Genomic DNA, 20,467 nt, shown 5'->3' with positions numbered 1-20,467 from the left:
CCCTCAGGCCGACTCAGACGGCGAGCCGGAGCGCCTTCCAGATCTCCCGGGTGGCCCGGGAGCGGTTCAGCGTGTAGAAGTGCAGGCCCGGTGCGCCGCCGGCGAGCAGGTCGTCGCACAGCTCGGTGGCGATCCGGATCCCCTCGCCGCGGACCGCGGCCGGGTCCTCGGCCAGCGGCCGGATCCGGGCCTCGACCTCGACGGGCATCTGGCGGCCCGACATCTCGACCATCCGTCGCATGGAGGCCAGGCCCAGGATGGGCATGATGCCCGGGATGATCGGGAAGTCGACGCCGAGCTCCCGGGCCCGCTGCACCAGGCCGAAGTAGTCCGAGGCCCGGAGCACCATGTCGGTGATCGCGAACTCAGCGCCCGCGTCGTACTTGGCCCGCAGCACCTGGGCGTCGGCCTCGAGGCTCTCCGCGTCGCGGTGGCCCTCGGGGAAGGCCGCCACCCCGACACAGAGGTCCCCGTGCTCCCGGACCAGGGTGACCAGGTCACAGGCGTGGTCGACCCCGCCCTCGGTGGCGGTCCACGGGGTCCCCGGACCGGCAGGCGGGTCACCGCGCAGGGCCAGCACGTTGCGCACCCCGGCCTCCTGGAGGGCGGCCAGGACGGTGCCGATCTCCGCGCGGGTGTGGCCCACGCAGGTCAGGTGCGCCATCGGCAGCAGGCTCGTCTCCCGCGCCATCCGGCCGGTGATCGCGACCGTCCGGTCGCGGGTGGAGCCGCCGGCGCCGTAGGTGACGGAGACGAAGGTGGGACGCAGCGGCTCGAGGTCGCTGATGGAGTCCCAGAGCACCTGCTCCCCCGCCGCGTCCTTGGGCGGGAAGAACTCGAAGGAGAACGAGCGCTCCCCCTGACGCAGGAGGTCGCCGATCCGTGCCGGACGCGGAGCAGTCATGCCGCGATCCTAGGGAGGAGACCGTGCCCGGCTCGGGGACGGTCCACTGGCTAGTCTGGCCGCGTGCCCGAGCCATCCTCCTCGCCCCGTCCGCCCGCGAGCGTGCGTGAGGCCTGGGACCCCACCGACTTCCGCGCCCGCGTCCAGCACGAGCTCGACGAGTTCCTCACCCTCCAGGAGGCGCGGCTGGCCCCCCTGGGCCCCGACGCTGCCCGGCTGGTCGCCGAGGCCCGCGCGGCCACCGGCGGCGGCAAGAGGTTCCGGGCGGCCTTCTGCTGGTGGGGCTACCGGGCGCTGGAGCCCGAGGTGCCCGACGAGCGTGCCCTGGCCCGCGCCGCTGCCGCCCTCGAGCTGCTGCACGCCAGCGCCCTGGTCCACGACGACCTGATGGACGCCTCCGACACCCGGCGCGGACGCCCCGCCACGCACCGCGGCTTCGAGGCCGAGCACCGGGCTGCGGGCTGGGGCGGCGACCCCGAGCAGTACGGCGCCGCGGCCGCGATCCTCCTCGGCGACCTGCTCCTGTCCTGGTCCGACGAGCTGCTGCGCCGCTGCGGCCTGCCGCTGGACCGGGTCGTCCCCGCGCTCGGCGTGCTGGACCTGTGCCGCTCGGAGGTGATCGCGGGACAGTTCCTCGACGTCTCCGTGCAGGCCCGCGCCCACGCCGACGAGGCGACGGCGATGACCGTGCTGCGCTACAAGTCGGCGAAGTACTCGGTGGAGCGGCCGCTGCACGTGGGGGCCGCCCTGGGCGGCGCCACCGCGGAGGTGCTGGAGCAGCTGACCTCGTTCGGCCTGCCGCTGGGCGAGGCGTTCCAGCTCCGCGACGACGTCCTCGGGGTCTTCGGCGACCCCGAGGTCACCGGGAAGCCGGCCGGCGACGACCTGGTCGAGGGCAAGCGCACGGTGCTGGTGGCCAAGGCCCTGGCCGCCGGTGGCGACGCCGCGGCCGAGCTGGACGCGGCCCTGGGCACCCCGCTCGACCCGGCCACGGTGGACCGGCTCCGGGAGGTCATCGACACCTCCGGGGCGCGGGCCGAGGTGGAGACGCTGATCGAGCGGCTCGTCGAGGAGGCGCTCGCCGCCCTGGAGGACGCCGACCTCGACCCGGACGCCCGGCAGGTGCTGCGTGAGCTGGCCACGGCCGTCACCCAGCGCTCCGTGTGAGGCGGCCGGACCTCGGCGCAGCCCCGCGCGAACCCGGAGCCCCCGGCGAGGGCCTAGAGAGCCATCGCCTGGGCGCGCCGCTTGACCTCCGACCCGCGGTTCTCCCGCAGGGCGTCGATCGGGCGCCCCGGGAGCTGGAGGTCGGTGAAGAGCCAGGCGATGATCTCGCGGTCGTCGTACCCGCCGTCGTGCAGCACGGTGAGCAGGCCGGGCAGCCCCTTGACCACCAGACCGTCCTGGAGGAAGTCGGCCGGCACCTGCTGGCCGGCGCCGGGCCGCGGCACGGCGGCGGCGAGCTCGTGCTCGCGGATCATGGTGCGGACGCGGCCGACGGAGACCCCCAGGATCTGCGCGACGGTCGACCAGTCCACCCACTCCGGCACCAGTGCGTCGAGGTCGGCTTCGGCGAGCGGGACGTCATCCATGGGGACCATGCTGCCACCCGCCGCGCCACGCCGTGGGACAGGCCACCCCACGCCCCCGTCGCGGCGTCCGTACGATGGCGCCACGCACACTTCCCCATCCGGTGACGTCGGAGGTCCCCGTGCAGCCAGACGAGCGAGCCTCCAGGCGCGCCTCGCAGGCGACCTCCGACCCCTTGGTCGGGCGTCTCCTGGAGGGCCGCTACCGGCTCGGGCGCCGGATCGCGCGAGGCGGCATGGCGGGCGTCTACGAGGCCCACGACACCCGGCTGGACCGCACGGTCGCGATCAAGGTGATGCACCCCGGCATGGGCGACGACGAGGCGTTCGCCGCCCGCTTCGTCCGCGAGGCCAGGGCCGCCGCCCGCCTCTCCCACCCGCACGTGGTCGCGGTCTACGACCAGGGCGACGACCACGGCACGGTCTTCCTGGCGATGGAGTACGTGCCGGGGCACACGCTGCGTGACGTCATCCGCGCCGAGGCACCGCTTGGCCCCGCCCGCGCCCTCGAGCTCCTCGAGCCGGTGGTCTCCGCGCTGGCCGCCGCCCACCGGGCCGGGCTGGTCCACCGCGACGTCAAGCCCGAGAACGTGCTGATCGGCGACCGTGAGCACGGCGAGCAGATCAAGGTGGCCGACTTCGGGCTGGCCAAGGCCGTCAGCGCCGAGACCCAGCACACCGCGACCGGCGTGCTGATCGGCACCGTCTCCTACCTGGCCCCCGAGCTGGTGGTGCACGGGCAGGCCGATCCCCGGGCCGACGTCTACGCCGTGGGCGTGGTCCTCTACGAGCTGCTCACCGGGCACAAGCCCCACGAGGGCGAGTCCCAGATCCAGGTGGCCTACAAGCACGTCCACGAGGACGTGCCCGCCCCTTCGGCCCGGGTGCCGGCGATCCCGCCGTACGTCGACGCCCTGGTGGCCCGCGCCACGGCCCGGGACGCCAGCCAGCGGCCGGCCGACGCCGGCGTGCTGCTCCACCAGCTGCACCGGGTCGCCCAGGCGCTGCGCGAGGGGGTCCGCGAGGACCCCGAGCTCGAGGCCGACCTGCGACCGGCCCGCCCGGCGGCTCCCCTGGACGTCGAGGTCGAGGCGGAGCGCGACGGCTTCGTTGACCTGGTCGAGGACCTCGGCCTCGGCGTGCCCGACGAGCAGGGCCCCGAGGACGCGGAGCTCGCCGCCCGGGACGGGGACGCCTGGCACGACGACGCCGCCGGGCCCGACTCGACCCGTCAGATCCAGGCCGTCCCGCCGCCGGGCCAGGTGAGCCGTCCGGCGATCCCGCGCCTGCCCAGCCCGCACGCGGACCCCCTCGTCGCCCCGGCCGCGCGCCGGCGGCGGTGGCGCGGTCCGCTGCTGCTGGCCCTCGCCCTGCTGCTGGTGGTCGGGGTGGGCACCGGCGCCTGGTGGTTCGGCTACGCACGCTGGACCACCACCCCCGGCGTGCTGGGCCTCACCGAGGCCGAGGCCGCGCAGACCCTGGACTCCGCGGGCCTGGAGGCACGCGTGGGCGACCCCGCCTTCTCCGAGACCGTGCCGCCCGGCCACGTCGTCTCCACCGACCCCGAGCCCGGCGGCCGGGTGCTGGACGGCGGGGCGGTGACCCTCGCCCTCTCCCAGGGCCCGGAGCGCTACGAGGTGCCGGCACTGGCCGGGGTGGGTCTCGACGAGGCGCAGGACGCCATCCTCGGCACCAACCTCGCCTACGGCGAGCGGGTGGACCGCTGGAGCGAGACCGTCCCCGAGGGGGCCGTGATCAGGACCGACCCGGCCGCGGGCACCGTGCTCAAGCCCGGGGACGTGGTCGACGTGATCGTGAGCAAGGGACGCAAGCCGCGCCAGGTCTCCGACTGGACCGGGAAGAGCGCCGCGCGGGCCCAGCAGGCGCTGGAGCGCAAGAAGCTGGTGGTCGTCCGCGAGGAGGAGCACAGCGACACCGTCCCCGAGGGCGTGGTGATCAGCCAGGACCCGCCCACCGCGACGCTCTACCAGGGCGACGCGGTCACCCTGGTCGTCTCGCTGGGGCCCGAGCTGGTGGAGATGCCGGGCGTGGTCGCCTCCGGCGTCGACGCCGCCCGGGAGGAGCTGGAGGCGCTCGGGTTCGAGGTCGTGGTGGAGGAGTCCGGCCAGTACATCGGCCTCGGCTTCGTGCTGCGCACCGACCCCTCCAGAGGCGACCTGGTGCCGAAGGGCTCGACGGTCACCCTGTACCTGATCTAGCACGAGCCGCGCCTGCGCCCGGCCCGTGGTGGCTCCCCGTGCGGGACCTACGATGGGAGCATGACACCCGAGGTCCGGAACCCCATCGGGACCCACGTGCAGGTCGGGAAGGGGCTCGCCCGCGGCGCCCTGGCAAGCGCCCGCGAGCTCGGCTACGAGACCCTCCAGGTCTTCGTCGGCAACCCGCGCGGCTGGGCCCTCTCGGCCGGCGACGCCGGAGAGGACGCGCTCTTCCGTCGCAGCTGCGAGGCCACCGGCACCCGCAGCTTCATCCACGCCCCCTACCTGGTCAACCTGGGCTCCCCCACCCCCGCCACCTACGAGCGCTCCGTCGCGGTGGTGGCCCACAACCTGCGCCGGGCGGCCGCGATCGGGGCCGAGGCAGTGGTGGTGCACACCGGCTCCTTCGTGGACCCGTCCGGCAGCCAGGAGACCTACGCCGCCGCCCTGCGCCAGGTGCGTGAGGGCCTGCTGCCCCTGCTGGACTCCCTCGACGGCGAGGACGCGCCGTGGCTGCTGCTGGAGCCGACGGCCGGGCAGGGCCGCTCGCTGTGCGCCGGCGTCGAGGACCTGCAGCCCTACCTCGACGCGCTCGACCACCACCCCCGGGCCGGGATCTGCCTCGACACCTGCCACGTCTTCGCCGCCGGTGCGCCGCTCGACGAGCCGGGGGGCGCCCGGGCCACCGTCGACCGGATCGTGGAGATCGGCGGCCCCGGCCGGCTGCGGCTCATCCACGCCAACGACTCGATGGACGTCCGCGGCGCCTTCAAGGACCGCCACGAACGGATCGGCGAGGGGCACATCGGCCTGGGCGCCTTCTCCGAGCTCTTCGAGCACCCGGCGACCGCCGGCGTCCCCTTCATCCTGGAGACACCGGGCTCCCGCTCGCCCGAGACCCCGGACCTGCCCCTGCTCCGCAAGCTGCGCGAGGCGGCCCACCTTGGGTGAACGGCGTACGACGCTGGTCGCCACCCTCGCTCTGCTCGCCATGACGGCCTCGTGGGGATCCACCTTCTACCTCACGAAGGATCTGCTGGACCGGGTGCCGACCCTGGACTTCCTGGCGGTGCGCTTCGCCATCGCCGGCGTGGCCATGCTGCTCGTCGCTCCCCGCGCGCTGGCCCGGCTCTCTTCGGAGTCGCGCCGTCACGCCCTCGTGCTGGGCCTGCTCTACGGGCTCGCCCAGATCCTGCAGACCGCGGGGCTGGCCGAGACCGCCGCCAGCGTCAGCGGCTTCATCACCGGCATGTACGTGGTGTTCACCCCGTTCCTCGCCGCCCTGCTCCTGGGCACCCGCATCACCCGGGTCACCTGGGGCGCGGTGCTGCTGGCCACCGCCGGCCTGGCGGTGCTGACCCTCCAGGGGATCAGCGTCGGGTACGGCGAGGCCATCACCCTGGTGGCCGCCGGCATCTACGCCCTGCACATCGTGGGCCTCGGGGCCTGGTCCAGGCCCGAGGAGGCGATGGGCATGTCGATCCTGCAGATCCTGGTGATCGCGCTCCTGTGCTTCGTGGTCACCGCGCCCGACGGGATCGTGCTACCCGCCACCCGCTCCGACTGGCTCTCCCTGGTCTACATGGCAGTGGTGGCCGGCGGGGCGGCGCTCTTCATCCAGACCTGGGCCCAGGGACACCTGCCACCCACCCGGGCCGCCATCATCATGAGCATGGAGCCGGTCTTCGCGGCGGGCTTCGCGGTGCTGCTGGGCGGCGAGCAGGTCACCGCCCGGCTGCTGCTCGGCGGGGTGATGGTGCTCTCGGCGATGGTGCTGGTCGAGCTGGCGCCCCGGCGCCGCCGGGTGGAGGCCGAGGTCCAGCACCTGGTGGTGTGAGGAGACGCCGGACCCGCCGAGGTCGTGGCGTCCACATGGTGAGGAGGCGCAGCCGGGCCGGCGGGTGCTCGGTTAACGTCATCGTCGTGAAGGCGACGTATTTCTTCGGACACCTGCCGGGAGCACCCGCGCAGGGCGTCTCGTCGTAGTCCGCCCGCGCACCTCACACCGCCCCCGGCTCCGGCCCGGGGCGTTTTCCGTCTGGGGGTCGGAGCCGCCACACGAAGGAGCAGAACCCATGGTCGTCGTCATGTCCCCCGGAGCCACCGACGAGGAGATCGCCCACGTGGTCGCCCGCGTCGAGAGCGTCGGCGGTGAGGCGTTCGTCTCCACCGGGGTGGAGCGGGCCATCATCGGGCTCGTCGGAGACATCGAGTCGTTCCACCACCTCAACCTCCGTGCCCTGCCCGGGGTCGCCGACGTGCACCGCATCTCCGACCCCTACAAGCTGGTCAGCCGGCAGCACCACCCCCAGCGCTCGACGGTCTGGGTCGGCCCCGAGGGGAACCAGGTGCCGATCGGCCCGGACACGTTCACCTTCATCGCCGGCCCGTGCGCCGTCGAGACCGCCGAGCAGACCCTCTCGGCCGCCCGGATGGCGCAGTCGGCGGGGGCGACCCTGCTGCGCGGCGGCGCCTACAAGCCGCGCACCTCGCCCTACGCCTTCCAGGGCCTGGGCGAGGAGGGCCTGCAGATCCTCGCCTCGGTGCGCAACGCCACCGGCCTCCCGATCGTCACCGAGGTGGTCGACGCCCGCGACGTGGAGGTGGTCGCCGCGTACGCCGACATGCTCCAGATCGGCACCCGCAACATGGCCAACTTCGGCCTCCTCCAGGCCGTCGGCCGCTCGGGCAAGCCGGTGCTGCTCAAGCGCGGCATGACGGCCACCATCGAGGAGTGGCTGATGGCGGCCGAGTACATCGCCCAGCGCGGGAACCTCGACATCGTCCTGTGCGAGCGGGGCATCCGGACCTTCGAGCCGGCGACCCGCAACACCCTCGACATCTCCGCCGTGCCGGTCGTCCAGGCGACCAGCCACCTGCCGGTGATCGTGGACCCGTCCCACGCGGGCGGCCGCAAGGACCTCGTGGTCCCGCTCACCGGGGCGGCGATCGGCGTGGGCGCCGACGGCGTCATCGTCGACGTCCACCCCAACCCCGAGGAGGCCCTCTGCGACGGGCCGCAGGCGCTGCTGGGCAACGACCTGCGTGAGCTGGCCCAGCTGGTGCGGCGCCTGCCCGCCGCCGTGGGCCGCAGGGCGGCGGCGCCCCGGGTGGGCGCCTAGCTGGGCGGCCCGGCTCAGGCGTCCCGGCTCAGGCGCCCCAGGACGGCGGCCGCCCGCTCCACCCCGGCGTCGTCGACGCCGAGGTGGGTGACCAGCCGCACCGTCCGGGGACCCACCTGGCTGACCCGCACGCCCTCCTGCGCCGCGGCGGCGACGAAGGCGGGCGCGTCGTCGCGCTCCAGCAGGACGATGTTGGTCTCGACGCCGGAGGGGTCGACACCGCAGGCCTCGGCCAGCCGCCGGGCCCGCGCGTGGTCGTCTGCGAGCCGCTCCACGTGGTGGTCCAGGGCGTGGAGCCCGGCCGCGGCCAGGATGCCGACCTGGCGCATCCCGCCGCCCAGCCGCTTGCGGCGCACCCGTGACTGCGCCACGACGTCGGTCGAGCCGACCACCAGCGACCCCACCGGCGCCCCCAGCCCCTTGGAGAGGCAGACGGCCAGCACGTCGGCACGGGCCCCGTAGTCGGCCAGCGGCACGCCGGAGGCGACGTGCGCGTTCCAGATCCGGGCACCGTCGAGGTGGACGGCCGCTCCGTGCCCGAGGGCGAAGGCGCGCAGGGCGTCGAGCTCGGCGAGCGGCAGCACCGTGCCCCCGGCGAAGTTGTGGGTGTTCTCCACCGAGACGGCCCGGGTCTGCACGAAGTAGGGCCCCAGGTCGGGGGCGAACATCCGCTCCACCGCCGCCAGGTCGACCCCGCCGCGTGGGTGGCTCCAGGTGCGCATCGTCACCCCGGAGACGGCTCCGTGGGCGCCGAGCTCGGCCCGCGCGATGTGGGCCGAGGCCTCGCACAGCACCTCCTCCCCCGGTCCGACCAGGGCGGCCACGGCGAGCACGTTGGCCATCGAGCCGGTGGGGGTGAAGAGCGCAGCCTGGTGGCCCAGCAGGGCCGCCACCCGCTCCTCCAGCCGCCGCACCGTCGGGTCCTCCCCGAAGACGTCGTCCCCCACCTCGGCCCGGGCCATGGCCCGGCGCATCTCGGGGGTGGGCGCGGTCAGGGTGTCGGAGCGCAGGTCGACGAGATCGGTCACGGCACCGATCCTAGGTCGGTGCGCCCCCTCAGGCCTTGCGCAGCATCTCCGCGACGAGGAACGACAGCTCCAGCGACTGCACCCGGTTGAGCCGCGGGTCGCACACCGACTCGTAGCGGTCGGAGAGCCCCGCCTCGTCCAGCAGCTCGCCGCCGCCGACGCACTCGGTGACGTCGTCGCCGGTCAGCTCCACGTGCACCCCGCCCGGCCAGGTGCCCACGGTGCGGTGCACGTCGAAGAACCCCTGGACCTCCTCGATCACGTCGTCGAAACGGCGCGTCTTGTAGCCCGAGGACGCCTCGAAGGTGTTGCCGTGCATCGGGTCGCAGACCCACGCGACCTGCACGCCGGCCGCCGTGACCTTCTCCACCAGCTCGGGCAGGCCCTCGCGGATCCGGTTGGCACCGAACCGGGTGATGAAGGTCAGCCGGCCGGGCTCGTTGGCCGGGTTGAGCCGGGCGGCGAGCGCCAGGGCGTCGTCCGGGGTCGTGGTGGGACCGAGCTTGACGCCGATCGGGTTGCGCACGTGGCTGAGGAGCTCGACGTGGGCTCCGTCGAGCTGACGGGTCCGCTCACCGATCCACAGGAAGTGCGCCGAGACGTCGTACGGCTCCTGGGTGCGGCTGTCGATGCGCGTCATGGCGTGCTCGTACTCCATGAGCAGGGCCTCGTGGCTGGAGTGGAAGTCGACCCGGTGGAACTCGTCGGGGTCGGCGCCGATCGCCCGCATGAAGGTGAGGGCGCGGTCGATCTCGGCGGCCACCTTCTCGTAGCGCTGGCCCGCGAGGGAGTCCCGGACGAAGTCGGTGTTCCAGGCGTGGACCTGGCGCAGGTCGGCGTAGCCGCCGGTGACGAAGGCCCGGACCAGGTTGAGGGTGGCGGCCGAGGCGTTGTAGACCTCCACCAGCCGATGCGGGTCGGGAACCCGCGACTCGGGCGTGAACTCGAAGCCGTTGACCGCGTCGCCGCGGTAGGCGGGCAGCGTCAGACCGTCACGGGTCTCGGTGTCGGAGGAGCGCGGCTTGGCGTACTGCCCGGCCAGGCGGCCGAGCTTGACCACCGGCACGGAGGCGGCGTAGGTCAGCACCACCGCCATCTGGAGCAGCACCCGGAGCTTGTTGCGCACGTTGTCGGCGGTGACGCCGTCGAAGGTCTCCGCGCAGTCGCCCCCCTGGAGCAGGAACGCCTCGCCGCGGGTGACCGCGGCCAGCTTCTGCGTCAGGTCGTCGCACTCGCCGGCGAAGACCAGCGGCGGGGACTTGCGCAGCCGGGCCACGGCGCGCGCCACCTCCTGCGGGTCGCCGTAGGAGGGCTGCTGGGCAGCACCGAGGGAGTGCAGCTGCTCGAGGGAGGGGATGGTACTCACGCCACAACCCTACGTCCGTCCCGCCGCGCGCCCGATTCGCCGCCGGGCGCTGGACGCTCAGTCGTCGCCGCCCAGGTGCTCGATGTCGCGGAACCCGGTCTTCTTCGCCCGCCCCCCGCGGTTGACCAGCCAGGTGACCACCCACAGGGCGATGCCGATGCCGAGCATCCCGCCGGCGATCTCGTAGACGATCGCTTCGCGCTCCCCCCAGGGGACGACGATGAGGGCGACCGAGAGCAGTGCGGCCACCGCCGGCGTCGGGCCGGGCGAGCGGAAGAAGCCGCTGTCCGGCTCCCGGCGCAGGACCAGGCAGGCGATGTTGACCACCGCGAAGACGGCCAGCAGCAGCAGGGCGGTGGTGGTCGAGAGGTTGCTCACCACCGGCGAGTCCGACTGGATCGCGACGTACCAGATCAGCCCGAGCGCCAGCACCGTGGAGAAGATGATGCCCACCCACGGCGAGCGGGTGCCGGGCGAGACCTTGCCCAGCGCGCGGGGCAGCACGTCCTGGCGGGCCAGGCCGTAGAGCAGCCGGCTGGCCATCAGCATGTTGATCAGCGCGGTGTTGGCGACCGCGAAGACCGCCAGGAAGGGGAAGACCCGGTCGATGGGGAAGTCCGGCGCTCCCTTGCTGACCACCTCGAGCAGGGCCCGGCCCTCGGACTCGTTGATCGTGTCGAGCTCGCCGGGGGTCAGCACCGCCACCACGGCCACCGCGACCAGCATGTAGATCAGGACCGCCACACCGAGGCCGGTCAGCATGGTGCGGGGGAAGATCCGCTCCGGCTCGCGGCACTCCTCGACCATGTTGACCGAGTCCTCGAAGCCGACCATGGCGAAGAAGGCGATGGAGGTGGCCAGGGTGATGGCCATGAAGAGGCCCTTGTCCCCGGCGTCGCGGAAGGTGAAGACCTGCCCCAGGTCTCCCTCCCCCTGGGCGAGCGCCCAGAAGCCGACTCCGATCACGATCGCCAGGGCGGTCATCTCCACCAGGGTCAGGACCACGTTGAACTTCACCGACTCCCCGACCCCGCGCAGGTTGATCAGGGCCAGCAGCACCATGAAGGCCATGGCGATCGCCATGATCACGCCGGAGCCCGGCGCCTCGTCCAGCCAGCCGTTGACCACCAGCCCGCCGGTGAGGTTCTGGGCGAGGACGTTGGCCGACGTGGAGGCGCTGGTGATGCCCGAGCAGACCACCGCGAAGGCCACCAGGAAGGTGACGAAGTGGATGCCGAAGGCCTTGTGGGCGTACAGGGCGGCGCCGGCGGCCTGGGGATACTTCGTGACGAGCTCGAGATAGCTGAGCGCGGTCAGCGTGGCCACGATGAAGGCGAGGAGGAAGGGCAGCCAGACCAGCCCGCCGACCAGACCCGCCATCTCCCCGGTCACCGCGTAGACGCCGGCGCCGAGGATGTCGCCGATGATGAAGAGGAGCAGCAGGCGGGGGCCCATCACCCGGCGCAGCTCCGGCTCGCCGCCGGGTGCCGGGGCGGTGGTGGTGACGTCGTGGCCCTGCGAGTCCGGCATGTGCGTTCCCCTCACCCGTGCGCGGAGCTGATGGCCCCACTGTGGTCCCCAACGGACCGCGTGGCAAGGAACGTTGCCCGTCCCGGATCGATCAAACCTAGGATGGCGCCATGGCTCCTCATCGCGTTGCAGTCCTGACCGCCGGCGGCTACGCCCCCTGCCTCTCCTCGGCGGTGGGTGCGCTGATCGAGACCTGGACCCGGGTCTCGCCGGAGACCGAGATCCTGGGCTACCGGCACGGCTACCAGGGCCTGCTCACCGGGGACAGCGTCGTGGTCGACGCGGCGGCCCGGCGCGACGCCGCGGTGCTGGACCGTTTCGGCGGGAGCCCGCTGGGCAACAGCCGGGTCAAGCTCACCAACGACGAGGACTGCCGGCGCCGCGGCCTGATCGGCCCCGACCAGACGGCCCTGGAGGCCGCCGCCCAGCGGCTGGTGGCCGACGGCGTCTCGGTGCTGCACACCATCGGCGGGGACGACACCAACACGGCCGCGGCCGACCTGGCCGCCTACCTGCGCACCCAGGACATCGACCTCACGGTGGTCGGGCTGCCCAAGACCATCGACAACGACATCGTGCCGATCCGCACCAGCCTGGGCGCCCAGACCGCTGCCGAGCAGGCCTCGCTCTTCGCCCGCAACGTGCTCGCCGAGCACGGGTCCAGCCCCCGGATGCTCATCGTGCACGAGGTGATGGGGCGCAACTGCGGATGGCTGACGGCCGCCGCCGCCCGCGACTACCTGGCCTGGCACGCCGAGCAGCAGTGGCTGCCGAGCCTGGGTCTGACGCCCGAGCGCTGGGGCATCCACGCGGTCTACCTGCCCGAGCTCCCCATCGACCTGGAGTCCGAGGCCCGGCGCCTGCGCGAGGTGATGGACGAGATCGGCTGCGTCAACATCTTCCTGGCCGAGGGGGCCGGGGTCGCCGACATCGTGGCCGAGCTCGAGGCCTCGGGCACGCCGGTCGACCGGGACGCCTTCGGCCACGTCAAGCTCGACACCATCAACCCGGGCAGCTACTTCGCCCAGGCCTTCGCCGACCGGGTCGGGGCGGAGAAGACGATGGTGCAGAAGTCGGGCTACTTCTCGCGGTCCGCCCCGGCCAACCCGACCGACCTCTCGCTGATCCGGGAGATGGCCCAGCTGGCGGTGGAGTGCGCCCTGCGGGGCGAGGCCGGGGTCATCGGCCACGACGAGGAGCGCGGTGACGAGCTCCGGGCGATCGAGCTCGACCGGATCGCCGGGCACAAGGCCTTCGACGTCGACCAGCCCTGGTTCACCGACATCCTCCGGGCCACCGGCCAGGCCGCCGGCCCCGGGGGCCGGGAGGCATGACCTTCTCGCTGGTGGCCCGCAGCGACGACGGGCTCTCCTGGGGTGTCGCGGTCGCCTCCCGCTTCCTCGCGGTCGGCTCGGCCGTGCCCGCGGCCTCGGCCGGGGTGGGCGCGGTCGCCACCCAGGCGGACGCCAACGTGGCGTGGAAGGGCGAGGCCCTGGCGCTGCTGCGGGAGGGGAGCACCGCCCAGGCCGTGGTGGCCCGCCTGGTGGCCCACGACGCCGGTCACCACGACCGCCAGGTGGGCGTGGTGGACGCCGAGGGTGGCGCCGCCGCCTTCACCGGGAGGCGCTGCTTCGACTGGGCCGGGCACCGCACCGGTCCCGGCTACGCGGCGCAGGGCAACATCCTGACCGGTCCCCAGGTGCTCGACGCGATGGTCGAGTCCTGGGAGGCCCACCCCGACCTCCCCCTCCCCCGGCGCCTGCTCGCCTCGCTGGCGGCGGGGGACGACGCCGGCGGCGACCGGCGGGGTCGCCAGTCGGCGGCCCTCCTGGTGGTGCGTGAGGGCGCCGGGTACGGCGGGCGCGACGACGTCGCCGTCGACCTCCGGGTCGACGACCACCCCGACCCGACCACCGAGCTGGTCCGGCTGCTCGACCTGAGCGACTTCTACCTCACCGCGAGCACCGAGGAGGAGCGGGTGGAGGTGACCCCGACCCTGGCGGCCGAGCTGGTGCGCCGCACCCGCGCGCTCGGCCACGAGCACGTCGCGGAGTGGGTGGGCTCCCAGAACTACGAGATGCGGGTGGCCCCGGGGCTCGCGCCCCGGTGGATCGACCGGCAGGTCCTGGCGATCCTGCGCGCCACCTCTCCGCAGGACGCGCCCGGCGACGACGAGGGAGGAGACCGATGAGCATCCTGGCGATCGACGCCGGCACCACCGGGGTCACCGCGGTGGTGATCACCCCCGACGGGGCGATCAGCGCCCGCGGCTACCAGGAGTTCCCGCAGCACTTCCCCCGCCCGGGCTGGGTCGAGCACGGGCCGGAGGAGATCTGGCAGGCCACCCTGGAGGCGACCCGGGCGGTGCTGGCCCAGGTCGACCCGGACGAGCTCACCGCCCTGGGCATCACCAACCAGCGAGAGACCGTCCTGCTGTGGGACCGCGAGACCCTCGGGTCCCCGCGCCGGGCGATCGTCTGGCAGGACCGGCGGACCGCCGACCTGTGCACCCGGATGCGCGAGGAGGGGCACGAGAAGCGGGTCAGCGAGCTCACCGGCCTGCGCCTGGACCCCTACTTCTCGGGCACCAAGCTGGCCTGGCTGCGGGAGAACGAGCCGCACACCTGGGCCCTGGTGGAGTCCGGCCGCTACGCCGTGGGCACCGTCGACTCCTACCTCGTCAGCCGGATGACGCGCGGCACCTGGCACGTCACCGACGTCTCCAACGCCTCGCGCACCCTGCTCTTCGACCTGGCCAGCGGGGACTGGTCCGACGAGCTCTGCGACCTCTTCGGGGTGCCCAGGGACGCCCTGCCCGAGATCGTCCCCAGCTGGGGCGAGGTGGGGGTCACCGACCCGGCCGTCTTCTGCGGTCTCTCGCTGCCGGTGGCCGGCATCGCCGGCGACCAGCAGGCCGCCCTCTTCGGCCAGACCTGCTTCGAGGAGGGGGACTCCAAGTGCACCTACGGCACCGGCTCCTTCATCCTCACCAACGCCGGGACCACCCTCCCGCGGCCCGGGTCCGGGCTGCTCTCCACCGCGGCCTGGCGCAGCCCCGACGGCACGATGACCTACGCCCTGGAGGGCTCCATCTTCGTCACCGGCGCCGCGGTGCAGTGGCTGCGCGACGGCCTGCAGATCATCGGCTCCGCCGCCGAGACCGAGGGGATCGCCCGCACCGTGCCCGACTCCGGCGGCGTGGTCTTCGTCCCGGCGCTCACCGGGCTCGGGGCGCCCCACTGGGACCCCCTGGCCCGGGGCCTGGTCATCGGCCTGACCCGCGGCACGACGCGGGCCCACCTGGTGCGCGCCACCCTGGAGGCCATCGCCTTCGAGGTCCGTGACGTGCTGGAGACCATGCCGGCGCTGGCGTCCCTGCGGGTCGACGGCGGTGCCGCCGCCAACGACCTGCTGTGCCAGATCCAGGCCGACCAGGTGCGGGTGCCGGTCGAGCGGCCCACGATCGTGGAGACCACCGCGTTGGGCGCCGCCTTCCTCGCCGGGCTCGGCACGGGCGTCTGGGGGTCGACCGACGACCTGCGCGAGACCTGGCAGCTGGGCCGCCGCTTCGAGCCCACCGGTGACGCCGAGAGGTCCGACGCCGCCTACGCCACGTGGTGCCGCGCGGTGGAGCGGTCCAAGGGCTGGGCCTGACGCCCGGTCACCCCTGCGTCGTCACCCGCCGTCACCGGCCGGATGGCCGTCCGGCGACCGCTGCCGCCCCAGCGTCTCCAGGACCGTGCGCGCCTGCGCCACCTCGTCCTCGGCAGCGGCGAGCTCCTCGCTCGCGGTGGCAGCGCCCTCCTCGGCCTCCGCGAGCTCGTCGTCCACCTCCTCGGCGGCCGCCTCCAGGTCGGCGACGCGACGTTGCAGCTCCTCGATCTCCGCGACCAGCTGGAGGCTGCGCGCCTCCAGGTCGGCGACCTCCTGGGCCGCCGCCTCGGACCGCTCCCGGGCCCGGTCCCGGCCGGCCTCGGCCGTCCGCAGCCGCTCCTGGGCCTCGCGGCGGCGCTTGAGCGCGGCGTCGGGATCGGGGACCACCCGCAACGCGGGGCGCGCGTCGCCCTCGCCGGCCGCCGTGGGCGAGCGCTCCGCTGCCCCCCGGGCCGTAGCCAGGTGCCCCAGGGCCTCGGGCACGGCGAGCGCCTCGCCCACCTCGGCGGCGTCCACCCCGGTGGCCCGCAGCGCCGAGAGGAGCAGGCCCGAGCGCAGCGCGGCTGCCGCGCCCTCGTCGAGGAGGGCGGCGGTGAGGCTCGCCTCGAGCTGCTCGGCGACCGCCTCGCTCACCCGCTGACCCTCCTCCCGGGCCCGGGCCCTGGCCGTGGCAGCCAGGGCGGCGGTGACCTGGCGCCGCTGCCGGGTCAGCGTGCGCAGCTGCTCGCCGTCCAGCGACTGCTGCGCCTCCCGCAGCGCCTCCCCCACGGCCAGCACCTGGTCGACCTGCTCCGGCTCGCGCCGGACCAGCAGGTTGAGCACCCAGGCCGCCACCGAGGGCTTGCGCAGACCCTTGACCCGGTCCGCGAGAGCGCGGTCGGTGCTCCGCAGCTCCTTGGCGCGCCGGTCGCGGGCGCCGGTGAACTCGGCCGGCGGCAGCGCGTAGAGCTCGTCGGCCACAGCGATCAGGGGGTCCGCCGGCACGCCGACGAGCATAGGGGGCTCGGGCCGACCGCGCCCGGACCCGGCGCTCAGTCGGCGTCCAGGCCCTGCTCGATCGCGTAGCGGGTCAGCTCCACGCGGTTGTGCATCTGGAGCTTGCGCAAGGTGTTCTGCACGTGGTTCTGCACCGTGCGGTGGGAGATGAAGAGGCGCTCCGCGATCTGCCGGTAGCCGACGCCCTTGGCGACCAGCCGCAGCACCTCCGTCTCGCGCTCGGTGAGCTCCGGGACGTCGGGCGCCCGGTCCGGCGGCGCGGCCATCCGCCGGTACTCGCCGAGCACGAGTCCGGCCAGGCCGGGGGTGAAGACCGTGCCGCCCGCCGCGACCCGCCCGACCGCCTCGAGCAGCTCGGACCGGGAGGCCGACTTGAGCAGGTAGCCGGTGGCACCAGCCTTCACCGCCTCCAGCACGCTGGCCTGCTCCCCGGAGGCCGACAGGATCAGCACCCGCGCCCCGGGGTCGGTGGCCAGCACCGTCCGGGTCACCTCCACCCCCGAGGGCTCGGGGATCTGCAGGTCGAGCACCACCACCTGCGGGCGGACGGCGGTGAACCGCGCGATCGCCTGGGCCCCGTCGGCCGCCACGGCCACGACCTCGAAGCCGGCCGCCTGGAGGTCGCGCTCGACCGCGTCGCGCCACATCGGGTGGTCGTCGACGACCATCACGCGGATCGGCTGCTCGCTCACCCGCCGCACCCTAGTGCCCTAGTGCCCAGGTGCCCAGGTGCCCTAAGTGCCCTAGTGCCCGGGGCGGGCCACGTGCCGGTAGCGGCCCCGGTGGTGGAGCAGCGGCGAGGCCGCGTCGCCGGCGTCCGGCTCGCCCGGGCCGGGCTCGTCGTCGAGCCAGACCGGGCCCAGGGTGCAGGTGACCAGCAGCGACCAGCCCACCTCCCGGGCGTCCTCGAGCTCCAGCACCGCCCCCGAGCGCGCGGAGACCAGGCGCGGCCCGTGCGGCTCCTCGGCGAAGTCGGCCAGGCGGAAGGGTCCGCCCGGTGCGGGAGCCACACCCGCGAACGCGTCGGCGAGGTCGCGGTGCCGCCAGTCCAGCAGGTGGATCAGCCCTCGCCGGGTCTCGAGCAGGCGGTCGGCCAGGTCGGAGTCGGGGTCGACGAGTGCCAGGACCCGACCGGGCTCGCCACCGGCGACCATCACCGAGGAGACGGTCAGGCCGGCCCGGTCCCGCCCGCCGCCGGCGGTCCACAGGGTGACGACCCCGCCGAGGCGGCCCCGGAGGCGGCGCGCCGGGTCGCGCTCCGGCTCCGGAGCGGCGAACGGGTGCGAGGTGTGGATGGTCATCGGCCCGGCCCCCCGGGCTGCCGGGCGGGTCCCAGGGGGACGACCAGCTCCCACTCGCTCCCGCCGGGGCCGGTGGTCAGCTCGCACCGGCCGCCGAGCTCGGCGACGCGGCCCCGGATGGAGGAGACGACACCGAGCCGGCCCTCCCGCTCCGCCTCGAGGAGGCGTCGCTCATCGATGCCGGGGCCCTCGTCGCGCACGCTCAGCGCGACCCGGTCGCCGAGCTGCTCCAGCAGCACCCAGGCCGGGGCCTCCAGGCCCACGTGCAGGCGGACGTTGTCCAGGCAGGCGCTCACCGCGGCGACCAGCTCCCCGACCCGGTGGGCGGTCATCGGCACCGGTGTCCCGGGCGTGACGACGGTGACGGTCCGCGAGGCCAGGGCCTCCAGCGCCGCCGCGAGGTCGGCCTGCACCGCGGCGTCGTGCCTACCACCCGGCACCACGGCGTCCTGGGCGTGGATCAGCGAGCGCAGCCGGGTCTCCTGCTCCCCCGCGAGCCGGGCCAGCCCAGCCCACTCCGTGGGGCCCTCGGCACGCTGCACCAGGCTCAGCACCTGCAGCACGCCGTCGTGCACCGCCCGGGCCAGCCGGGCGCGCTCGGCAGCGGCGGCCGCCTCCCGCTCGGCCCGGGCCCGCTCCGCGGCCATCTCCTGGAGCGACTGGCACATGTAGCCCACCACGCTGCCTCCCAGCAGGAGCAGGAAGATGTGCCCGTAGTTGGTCTGCGTGACCTCCCCCTGTCGGATGGCCACGTCGACGACGGCGAGCACCGTGCCCGCGACCAGCCCGCCACGCCAGCGCCAGTGGACCGCCCAGGCCAGCAGCGCCCCCATCACCCAGAAGCCGGGGACGGTGGCCCGGAATTCGTCCCCCTTGAGCCACGGCGTGGAGGCCATCGCCGCGGCGGCCACCGCCAGGTCGGCGACCAGCAGGGCGGCGGTGCGCCGGCTCGGGACGCGGTAGGCCACCAGGACGAACGCCGTCCAGGCCACGAGCGCGGCCAGCACGACGAGCGTGGCGCCCGGCCGCTCGAAGTTCTGCCAGCGCCAGATGGTCAGCCCGACCATGTTGAGCGTGACCACGACCCTGAGCACGGCCAGGGCCGCGAAGAGCCGGTCGGCGACCGAGACCGCCGCCGGGTCGTCGACGCGGGGCGAGGATCCCCCCGGCCCGGTCAGGACGCCTTCTTCGACTCGGGCGAGTCCTCCTGCGCCGCGGCGGCGCGCTCGGCACGACGGGCCGACTCGTCGGCCTTCTTCGACTCGTCCTTGGCGCGGGCGGCATACATGTCGACGTACTCCTGACCGGAGAGCCGCATGATCTCGTACATGATCTCGTCGGTGATGGAGCGCAGGATGTAGCGGTCGTTCTCCATGCCCTCGTAGCGGGAGAAGTCCAGGGGCTTGCCGAAGCGGACCACCGGCCGGGTGAAGCTGCCGAACTTCTTGCCGGGCGGCGCCACCACGTCGGTGCCCACCACCGCCACCGGGATGACCGGCGCGCCGGTCTCCAGCGCCAGCCGGGCCACGCCCGTCTTGCCGCGGTAGAGCCGGCCGTCGTGGGAGCGCGTGCCCTCCGGGTAGATGCCGAAGAGGTCGCCGTGGGCGAGGATCTCCTTGGCCGACTTGAGCGCGCCCTCGGCCGCGTTCCCGCTGCTGCGGTCGATCGGCACCTGGCCCGAGCCGCTGAAGAACTTCTTCTGGAACCAGCCCTTGATGCCGGGGGTGGTGAAGTACTCCGCCTTCGCCACGAACGTCACCCGCCGCGGCAGGGTCAGCGGCATGAAGAGCCAGTCGGCGTAGGAGAGGTGGTTGCTGGCCAGGATCGCGGGACCCTCGGACGGCACGTTGTCCAGCCCCCAGGCCTGAGGACGGAAGACGAGTCGCAGGAGGGGCCCGAGGGCGATCCTCTTCAAGAACCAGTAGAGCACGACGCGAGCCTAGCCCCTCCAAAACCCCTCGTGCAGAATGCGCCCATGCCTCTGCACCCCCTCGCCGCCCCGCTCTCCGTGCCCGCCGTCCCCGAGCGCACCCGCGGGCGCAGCATCGGGGTGCTGCTGAGCCACGGGTTCACCGGCTCCCCCGCCTCCGTCAAGCCCTGGGGCGAGGCACTCGCCGAGCACGGCTACGCCGTGGAGGTGCCCCGGCTGCCGGGCCACGGCACCTCGTGGCAGGAGCTCAACGCGACCACTTGGGACGACTGGTACGCCGAGGTGGCCCGGGCCTTCGACCGGCTCCGGGCCCAGCACGACGCCGTCGTCGTGGGCGGTCTGTCGATGGGCGGCGCGCTGACGCTGCGGCTCGCCGCCGACCGGGGCGAGCAGGTCGCCGGGGTGATGCTGGTCAACCCGGCCGTGCACACCACCCGCAAGGACGTGCTGGCCCTGCCGGTGCTGAAGTGGGTCGTGCCCTCGCTGGCCGGGATCACCGACGACATCAAGCGGCCGGGCGTGCAGGAGCACGGCTACTCGCGCACGCCGCTCAGGGCGACCCACTCGATGATGACCCAGTGGAAGCGGCTGCGCGCCGACCTGCCGGCCGTCACGAGTCCCCTCCTCTACTTCAAGTCCGACGTCGACCACGTGGTGGACCCCTCGTCGTTGGAGATCATCCGCAGCCGGGTCTCCAGCAAGGACCTGACGGTGAGGACCCTGCCGGAGAGCTATCACGTGGCCACCCTGGACAACGACGCCCCGACCATCTGGGCGGAGTCGGCGCGCTTCGTGGCCCGGGTGGCGGTCTGAGCCGGGCCCGGCAGG

General features: G+C 74.1%; 19 protein-coding genes. 9 read left to right on the top strand and 10 right to left on the bottom strand.

Features of this window, described 5'->3' with window-relative positions; genetic code table 11:
• Positions 1-13: 13 nt before the first annotated feature.
• Entirely contained in the window at positions 14-904 is an 891-nt protein-coding gene (gene metF / locus AC4BG9_RS05140; protein WP_490570000.1) for a methylenetetrahydrofolate reductase [NAD(P)H], read from the bottom strand.
• Between the two features lie 63 nt (positions 905-967).
• On the opposite strand from metF, the gene AC4BG9_RS05135 reads away from it, so the two are divergent.
• Positions 968-2,071, top strand: a complete 1,104-nt coding sequence (locus AC4BG9_RS05135) for a polyprenyl synthetase family protein (protein WP_490569999.1) — start codon at positions 968-970, stop codon at positions 2,069-2,071.
• Positions 2,072-2,124: 53 nt separating this feature from the next.
• On the opposite strand, the gene AC4BG9_RS05130 is transcribed toward AC4BG9_RS05135, so the two are convergent.
• Positions 2,125-2,496, bottom strand: coding sequence for an Rv2175c family DNA-binding protein (locus tag AC4BG9_RS05130; RefSeq protein WP_490569998.1), 372 nt, complete (start codon positions 2,494-2,496; stop codon positions 2,125-2,127).
• A gap of 119 nt (positions 2,497-2,615) precedes the next feature.
• On the opposite strand from AC4BG9_RS05130, the gene pknB reads away from it, so the two are divergent.
• From pknB to aroF, 4 genes are all read left to right on the top strand, one after another.
• The gene (pknB, locus tag AC4BG9_RS05125; protein ID WP_490569997.1) at positions 2,616-4,712 is read left to right on the top strand and encodes a Stk1 family PASTA domain-containing Ser/Thr kinase; all 2,097 of its coding nucleotides are present in this window, start codon (positions 2,616-2,618) and stop codon (positions 4,710-4,712) included.
• A gap of 60 nt (positions 4,713-4,772) precedes the next feature.
• Positions 4,773-5,663: a deoxyribonuclease IV gene (locus AC4BG9_RS05120; RefSeq protein ID WP_490569996.1), complete on the top strand. Its 891-nt coding sequence runs from the start codon at positions 4,773-4,775 to the stop codon at positions 5,661-5,663.
• The gene (locus tag AC4BG9_RS05115; protein WP_490569995.1) at positions 5,656-6,549 is read left to right on the top strand and encodes a DMT family transporter; all 894 of its coding nucleotides are present in this window, start codon (positions 5,656-5,658) and stop codon (positions 6,547-6,549) included. Before AC4BG9_RS05120 ends, AC4BG9_RS05115 begins: the two co-directional genes overlap by 8 nt.
• Before the next feature lie 238 nt (positions 6,550-6,787).
• Complete coding sequence (gene aroF / locus AC4BG9_RS05110; RefSeq protein ID WP_490569994.1) at positions 6,788-7,834, top strand: 3-deoxy-7-phosphoheptulonate synthase; 1,047 nt, start codon at positions 6,788-6,790, stop codon at positions 7,832-7,834.
• Between the two features lie 14 nt (positions 7,835-7,848).
• On the opposite strand, the gene AC4BG9_RS05105 is transcribed toward aroF, so the two are convergent.
• The 3 genes from AC4BG9_RS05105 to AC4BG9_RS05095 are packed head-to-tail and all read right to left on the bottom strand — an operon-like array spanning position 7,849 to position 11,758.
• Positions 7,849-8,862 carry a threonine aldolase family protein gene (locus tag AC4BG9_RS05105; protein ID WP_490569993.1) on the bottom strand — a complete coding sequence of 338 codons (1,014 nt, stop codon included), beginning with the start codon at positions 8,860-8,862 and terminating at the stop codon, positions 7,849-7,851.
• Positions 8,863-8,890: 28 nt separating this feature from the next.
• Positions 8,891-10,228 carry a class II 3-deoxy-7-phosphoheptulonate synthase gene (locus AC4BG9_RS05100; RefSeq protein WP_490569992.1) on the bottom strand — a complete coding sequence of 446 codons (1,338 nt, stop codon included), beginning with the start codon at positions 10,226-10,228 and terminating at the stop codon, positions 8,891-8,893.
• A 57-nt stretch (positions 10,229-10,285) separates the two neighbouring features.
• On the bottom strand, positions 10,286-11,758 hold the full coding sequence (locus AC4BG9_RS05095; protein WP_490569991.1) for an APC family permease: 1,473 nt from the start codon (positions 11,756-11,758) through the stop codon (positions 10,286-10,288).
• 110 nt (positions 11,759-11,868) lie between these two features.
• Here AC4BG9_RS05095 and AC4BG9_RS05090 point away from each other — a divergent pair, with 110 nt between their 5' ends.
• From AC4BG9_RS05090 to glpK, 3 genes are read left to right on the top strand one after another with little or no spacing between them, the layout of a single operon-like run.
• Positions 11,869-13,092: a pyrophosphate--fructose-6-phosphate 1-phosphotransferase gene (locus AC4BG9_RS05090; RefSeq protein ID WP_490569990.1), complete on the top strand. Its 1,224-nt coding sequence runs from the start codon at positions 11,869-11,871 to the stop codon at positions 13,090-13,092.
• The gene (locus AC4BG9_RS05085) at positions 13,089-13,949 is read left to right on the top strand and encodes a DUF1028 domain-containing protein (protein ID WP_490569989.1); all 861 of its coding nucleotides are present in this window, start codon (positions 13,089-13,091) and stop codon (positions 13,947-13,949) included. Before AC4BG9_RS05090 ends, AC4BG9_RS05085 begins: the two co-directional genes overlap by 4 nt.
• Positions 13,946-15,412: a glycerol kinase GlpK gene (glpK, locus tag AC4BG9_RS05080; protein ID WP_490569988.1), complete on the top strand. Its 1,467-nt coding sequence runs from the start codon at positions 13,946-13,948 to the stop codon at positions 15,410-15,412. The genes AC4BG9_RS05085 and glpK overlap by 4 nt, the downstream gene beginning before the upstream one ends.
• A 21-nt stretch (positions 15,413-15,433) precedes the next feature.
• On the opposite strand, the gene AC4BG9_RS05075 is transcribed toward glpK, so the two are convergent.
• From AC4BG9_RS05075 to AC4BG9_RS05055, 5 genes are all read right to left on the bottom strand, one after another.
• Positions 15,434-16,396: a hypothetical protein gene (locus AC4BG9_RS05075; protein WP_490569987.1), complete on the bottom strand. Its 963-nt coding sequence runs from the start codon at positions 16,394-16,396 to the stop codon at positions 15,434-15,436.
• A gap of 47 nt (positions 16,397-16,443) precedes the next feature.
• Positions 16,444-17,076, bottom strand: coding sequence for a response regulator (locus tag AC4BG9_RS05070; RefSeq protein WP_490570218.1), 633 nt, complete (start codon positions 17,074-17,076; stop codon positions 16,444-16,446).
• A 75-nt stretch (positions 17,077-17,151) separates the two neighbouring features.
• The gene (locus tag AC4BG9_RS05065) at positions 17,152-17,709 is read right to left on the bottom strand and encodes a flavin reductase family protein (RefSeq protein ID WP_490569986.1); all 558 of its coding nucleotides are present in this window, start codon (positions 17,707-17,709) and stop codon (positions 17,152-17,154) included.
• Positions 17,706-18,803 carry a MacS family sensor histidine kinase gene (gene macS, locus AC4BG9_RS05060; RefSeq protein WP_490569985.1) on the bottom strand — a complete coding sequence of 366 codons (1,098 nt, stop codon included), beginning with the start codon at positions 18,801-18,803 and terminating at the stop codon, positions 17,706-17,708. The genes AC4BG9_RS05065 and macS overlap by 4 nt, the downstream gene beginning before the upstream one ends.
• Before the next feature lie 80 nt (positions 18,804-18,883).
• The gene (locus AC4BG9_RS05055) at positions 18,884-19,639 is read right to left on the bottom strand and encodes a lysophospholipid acyltransferase family protein (RefSeq protein ID WP_490569984.1); all 756 of its coding nucleotides are present in this window, start codon (positions 19,637-19,639) and stop codon (positions 18,884-18,886) included.
• A 45-nt stretch (positions 19,640-19,684) separates the two neighbouring features.
• On the opposite strand from AC4BG9_RS05055, the gene AC4BG9_RS05050 reads away from it, so the two are divergent.
• On the top strand, positions 19,685-20,452 hold the full coding sequence (locus AC4BG9_RS05050) for an alpha/beta hydrolase (protein ID WP_490569983.1): 768 nt from the start codon (positions 19,685-19,687) through the stop codon (positions 20,450-20,452).
• The last annotated feature ends 15 nt before the right edge of the window (positions 20,453-20,467 follow it).

It is taken from the genome of Nocardioides sp. Z40_12 (genome assembly GCF_058215795.1).
This window is presented reverse-complemented; position numbering and strand designations above follow the sequence as displayed.

What these genes read in the sequence shown, in the direction of transcription:
- metF (WP_490570000.1), bottom strand. Translation starts at nt 904, where the DNA reads ATGACTGCTCCGCGTCCGGCACGGATCGGCGACCTCCTGCGTCAGGGG.
- AC4BG9_RS05130 (WP_490569998.1), bottom strand. Translation starts at nt 2,496, where the DNA reads ATGGATGACGTCCCGCTCGCCGAAGCCGACCTCGACGCACTGGTGCCG.
- AC4BG9_RS05120 (WP_490569996.1), top strand. Translation starts at nt 4,773, where the DNA reads ATGACACCCGAGGTCCGGAACCCCATCGGGACCCACGTGCAGGTCGGG.
- aroF (WP_490569994.1), top strand. Translation starts at nt 6,788, where the DNA reads ATGGTCGTCGTCATGTCCCCCGGAGCCACCGACGAGGAGATCGCCCAC.
- AC4BG9_RS05095 (WP_490569991.1), bottom strand. Translation starts at nt 11,758, where the DNA reads ATGCCGGACTCGCAGGGCCACGACGTCACCACCACCGCCCCGGCACCC.
- AC4BG9_RS05090 (WP_490569990.1), top strand. Translation starts at nt 11,869, where the DNA reads ATGGCTCCTCATCGCGTTGCAGTCCTGACCGCCGGCGGCTACGCCCCC.
- AC4BG9_RS05085 (WP_490569989.1), top strand. Translation starts at nt 13,089, where the DNA reads ATGACCTTCTCGCTGGTGGCCCGCAGCGACGACGGGCTCTCCTGGGGT.
- glpK (WP_490569988.1), top strand. Translation starts at nt 13,946, where the DNA reads ATGAGCATCCTGGCGATCGACGCCGGCACCACCGGGGTCACCGCGGTG.
- AC4BG9_RS05070 (WP_490570218.1), bottom strand. Translation starts at nt 17,076, where the DNA reads ATGGTCGTCGACGACCACCCGATGTGGCGCGACGCGGTCGAGCGCGAC.
- AC4BG9_RS05065 (WP_490569986.1), bottom strand. Translation starts at nt 17,709, where the DNA reads ATGACCATCCACACCTCGCACCCGTTCGCCGCTCCGGAGCCGGAGCGC.
- AC4BG9_RS05050 (WP_490569983.1), top strand. Translation starts at nt 19,685, where the DNA reads ATGCCTCTGCACCCCCTCGCCGCCCCGCTCTCCGTGCCCGCCGTCCCC.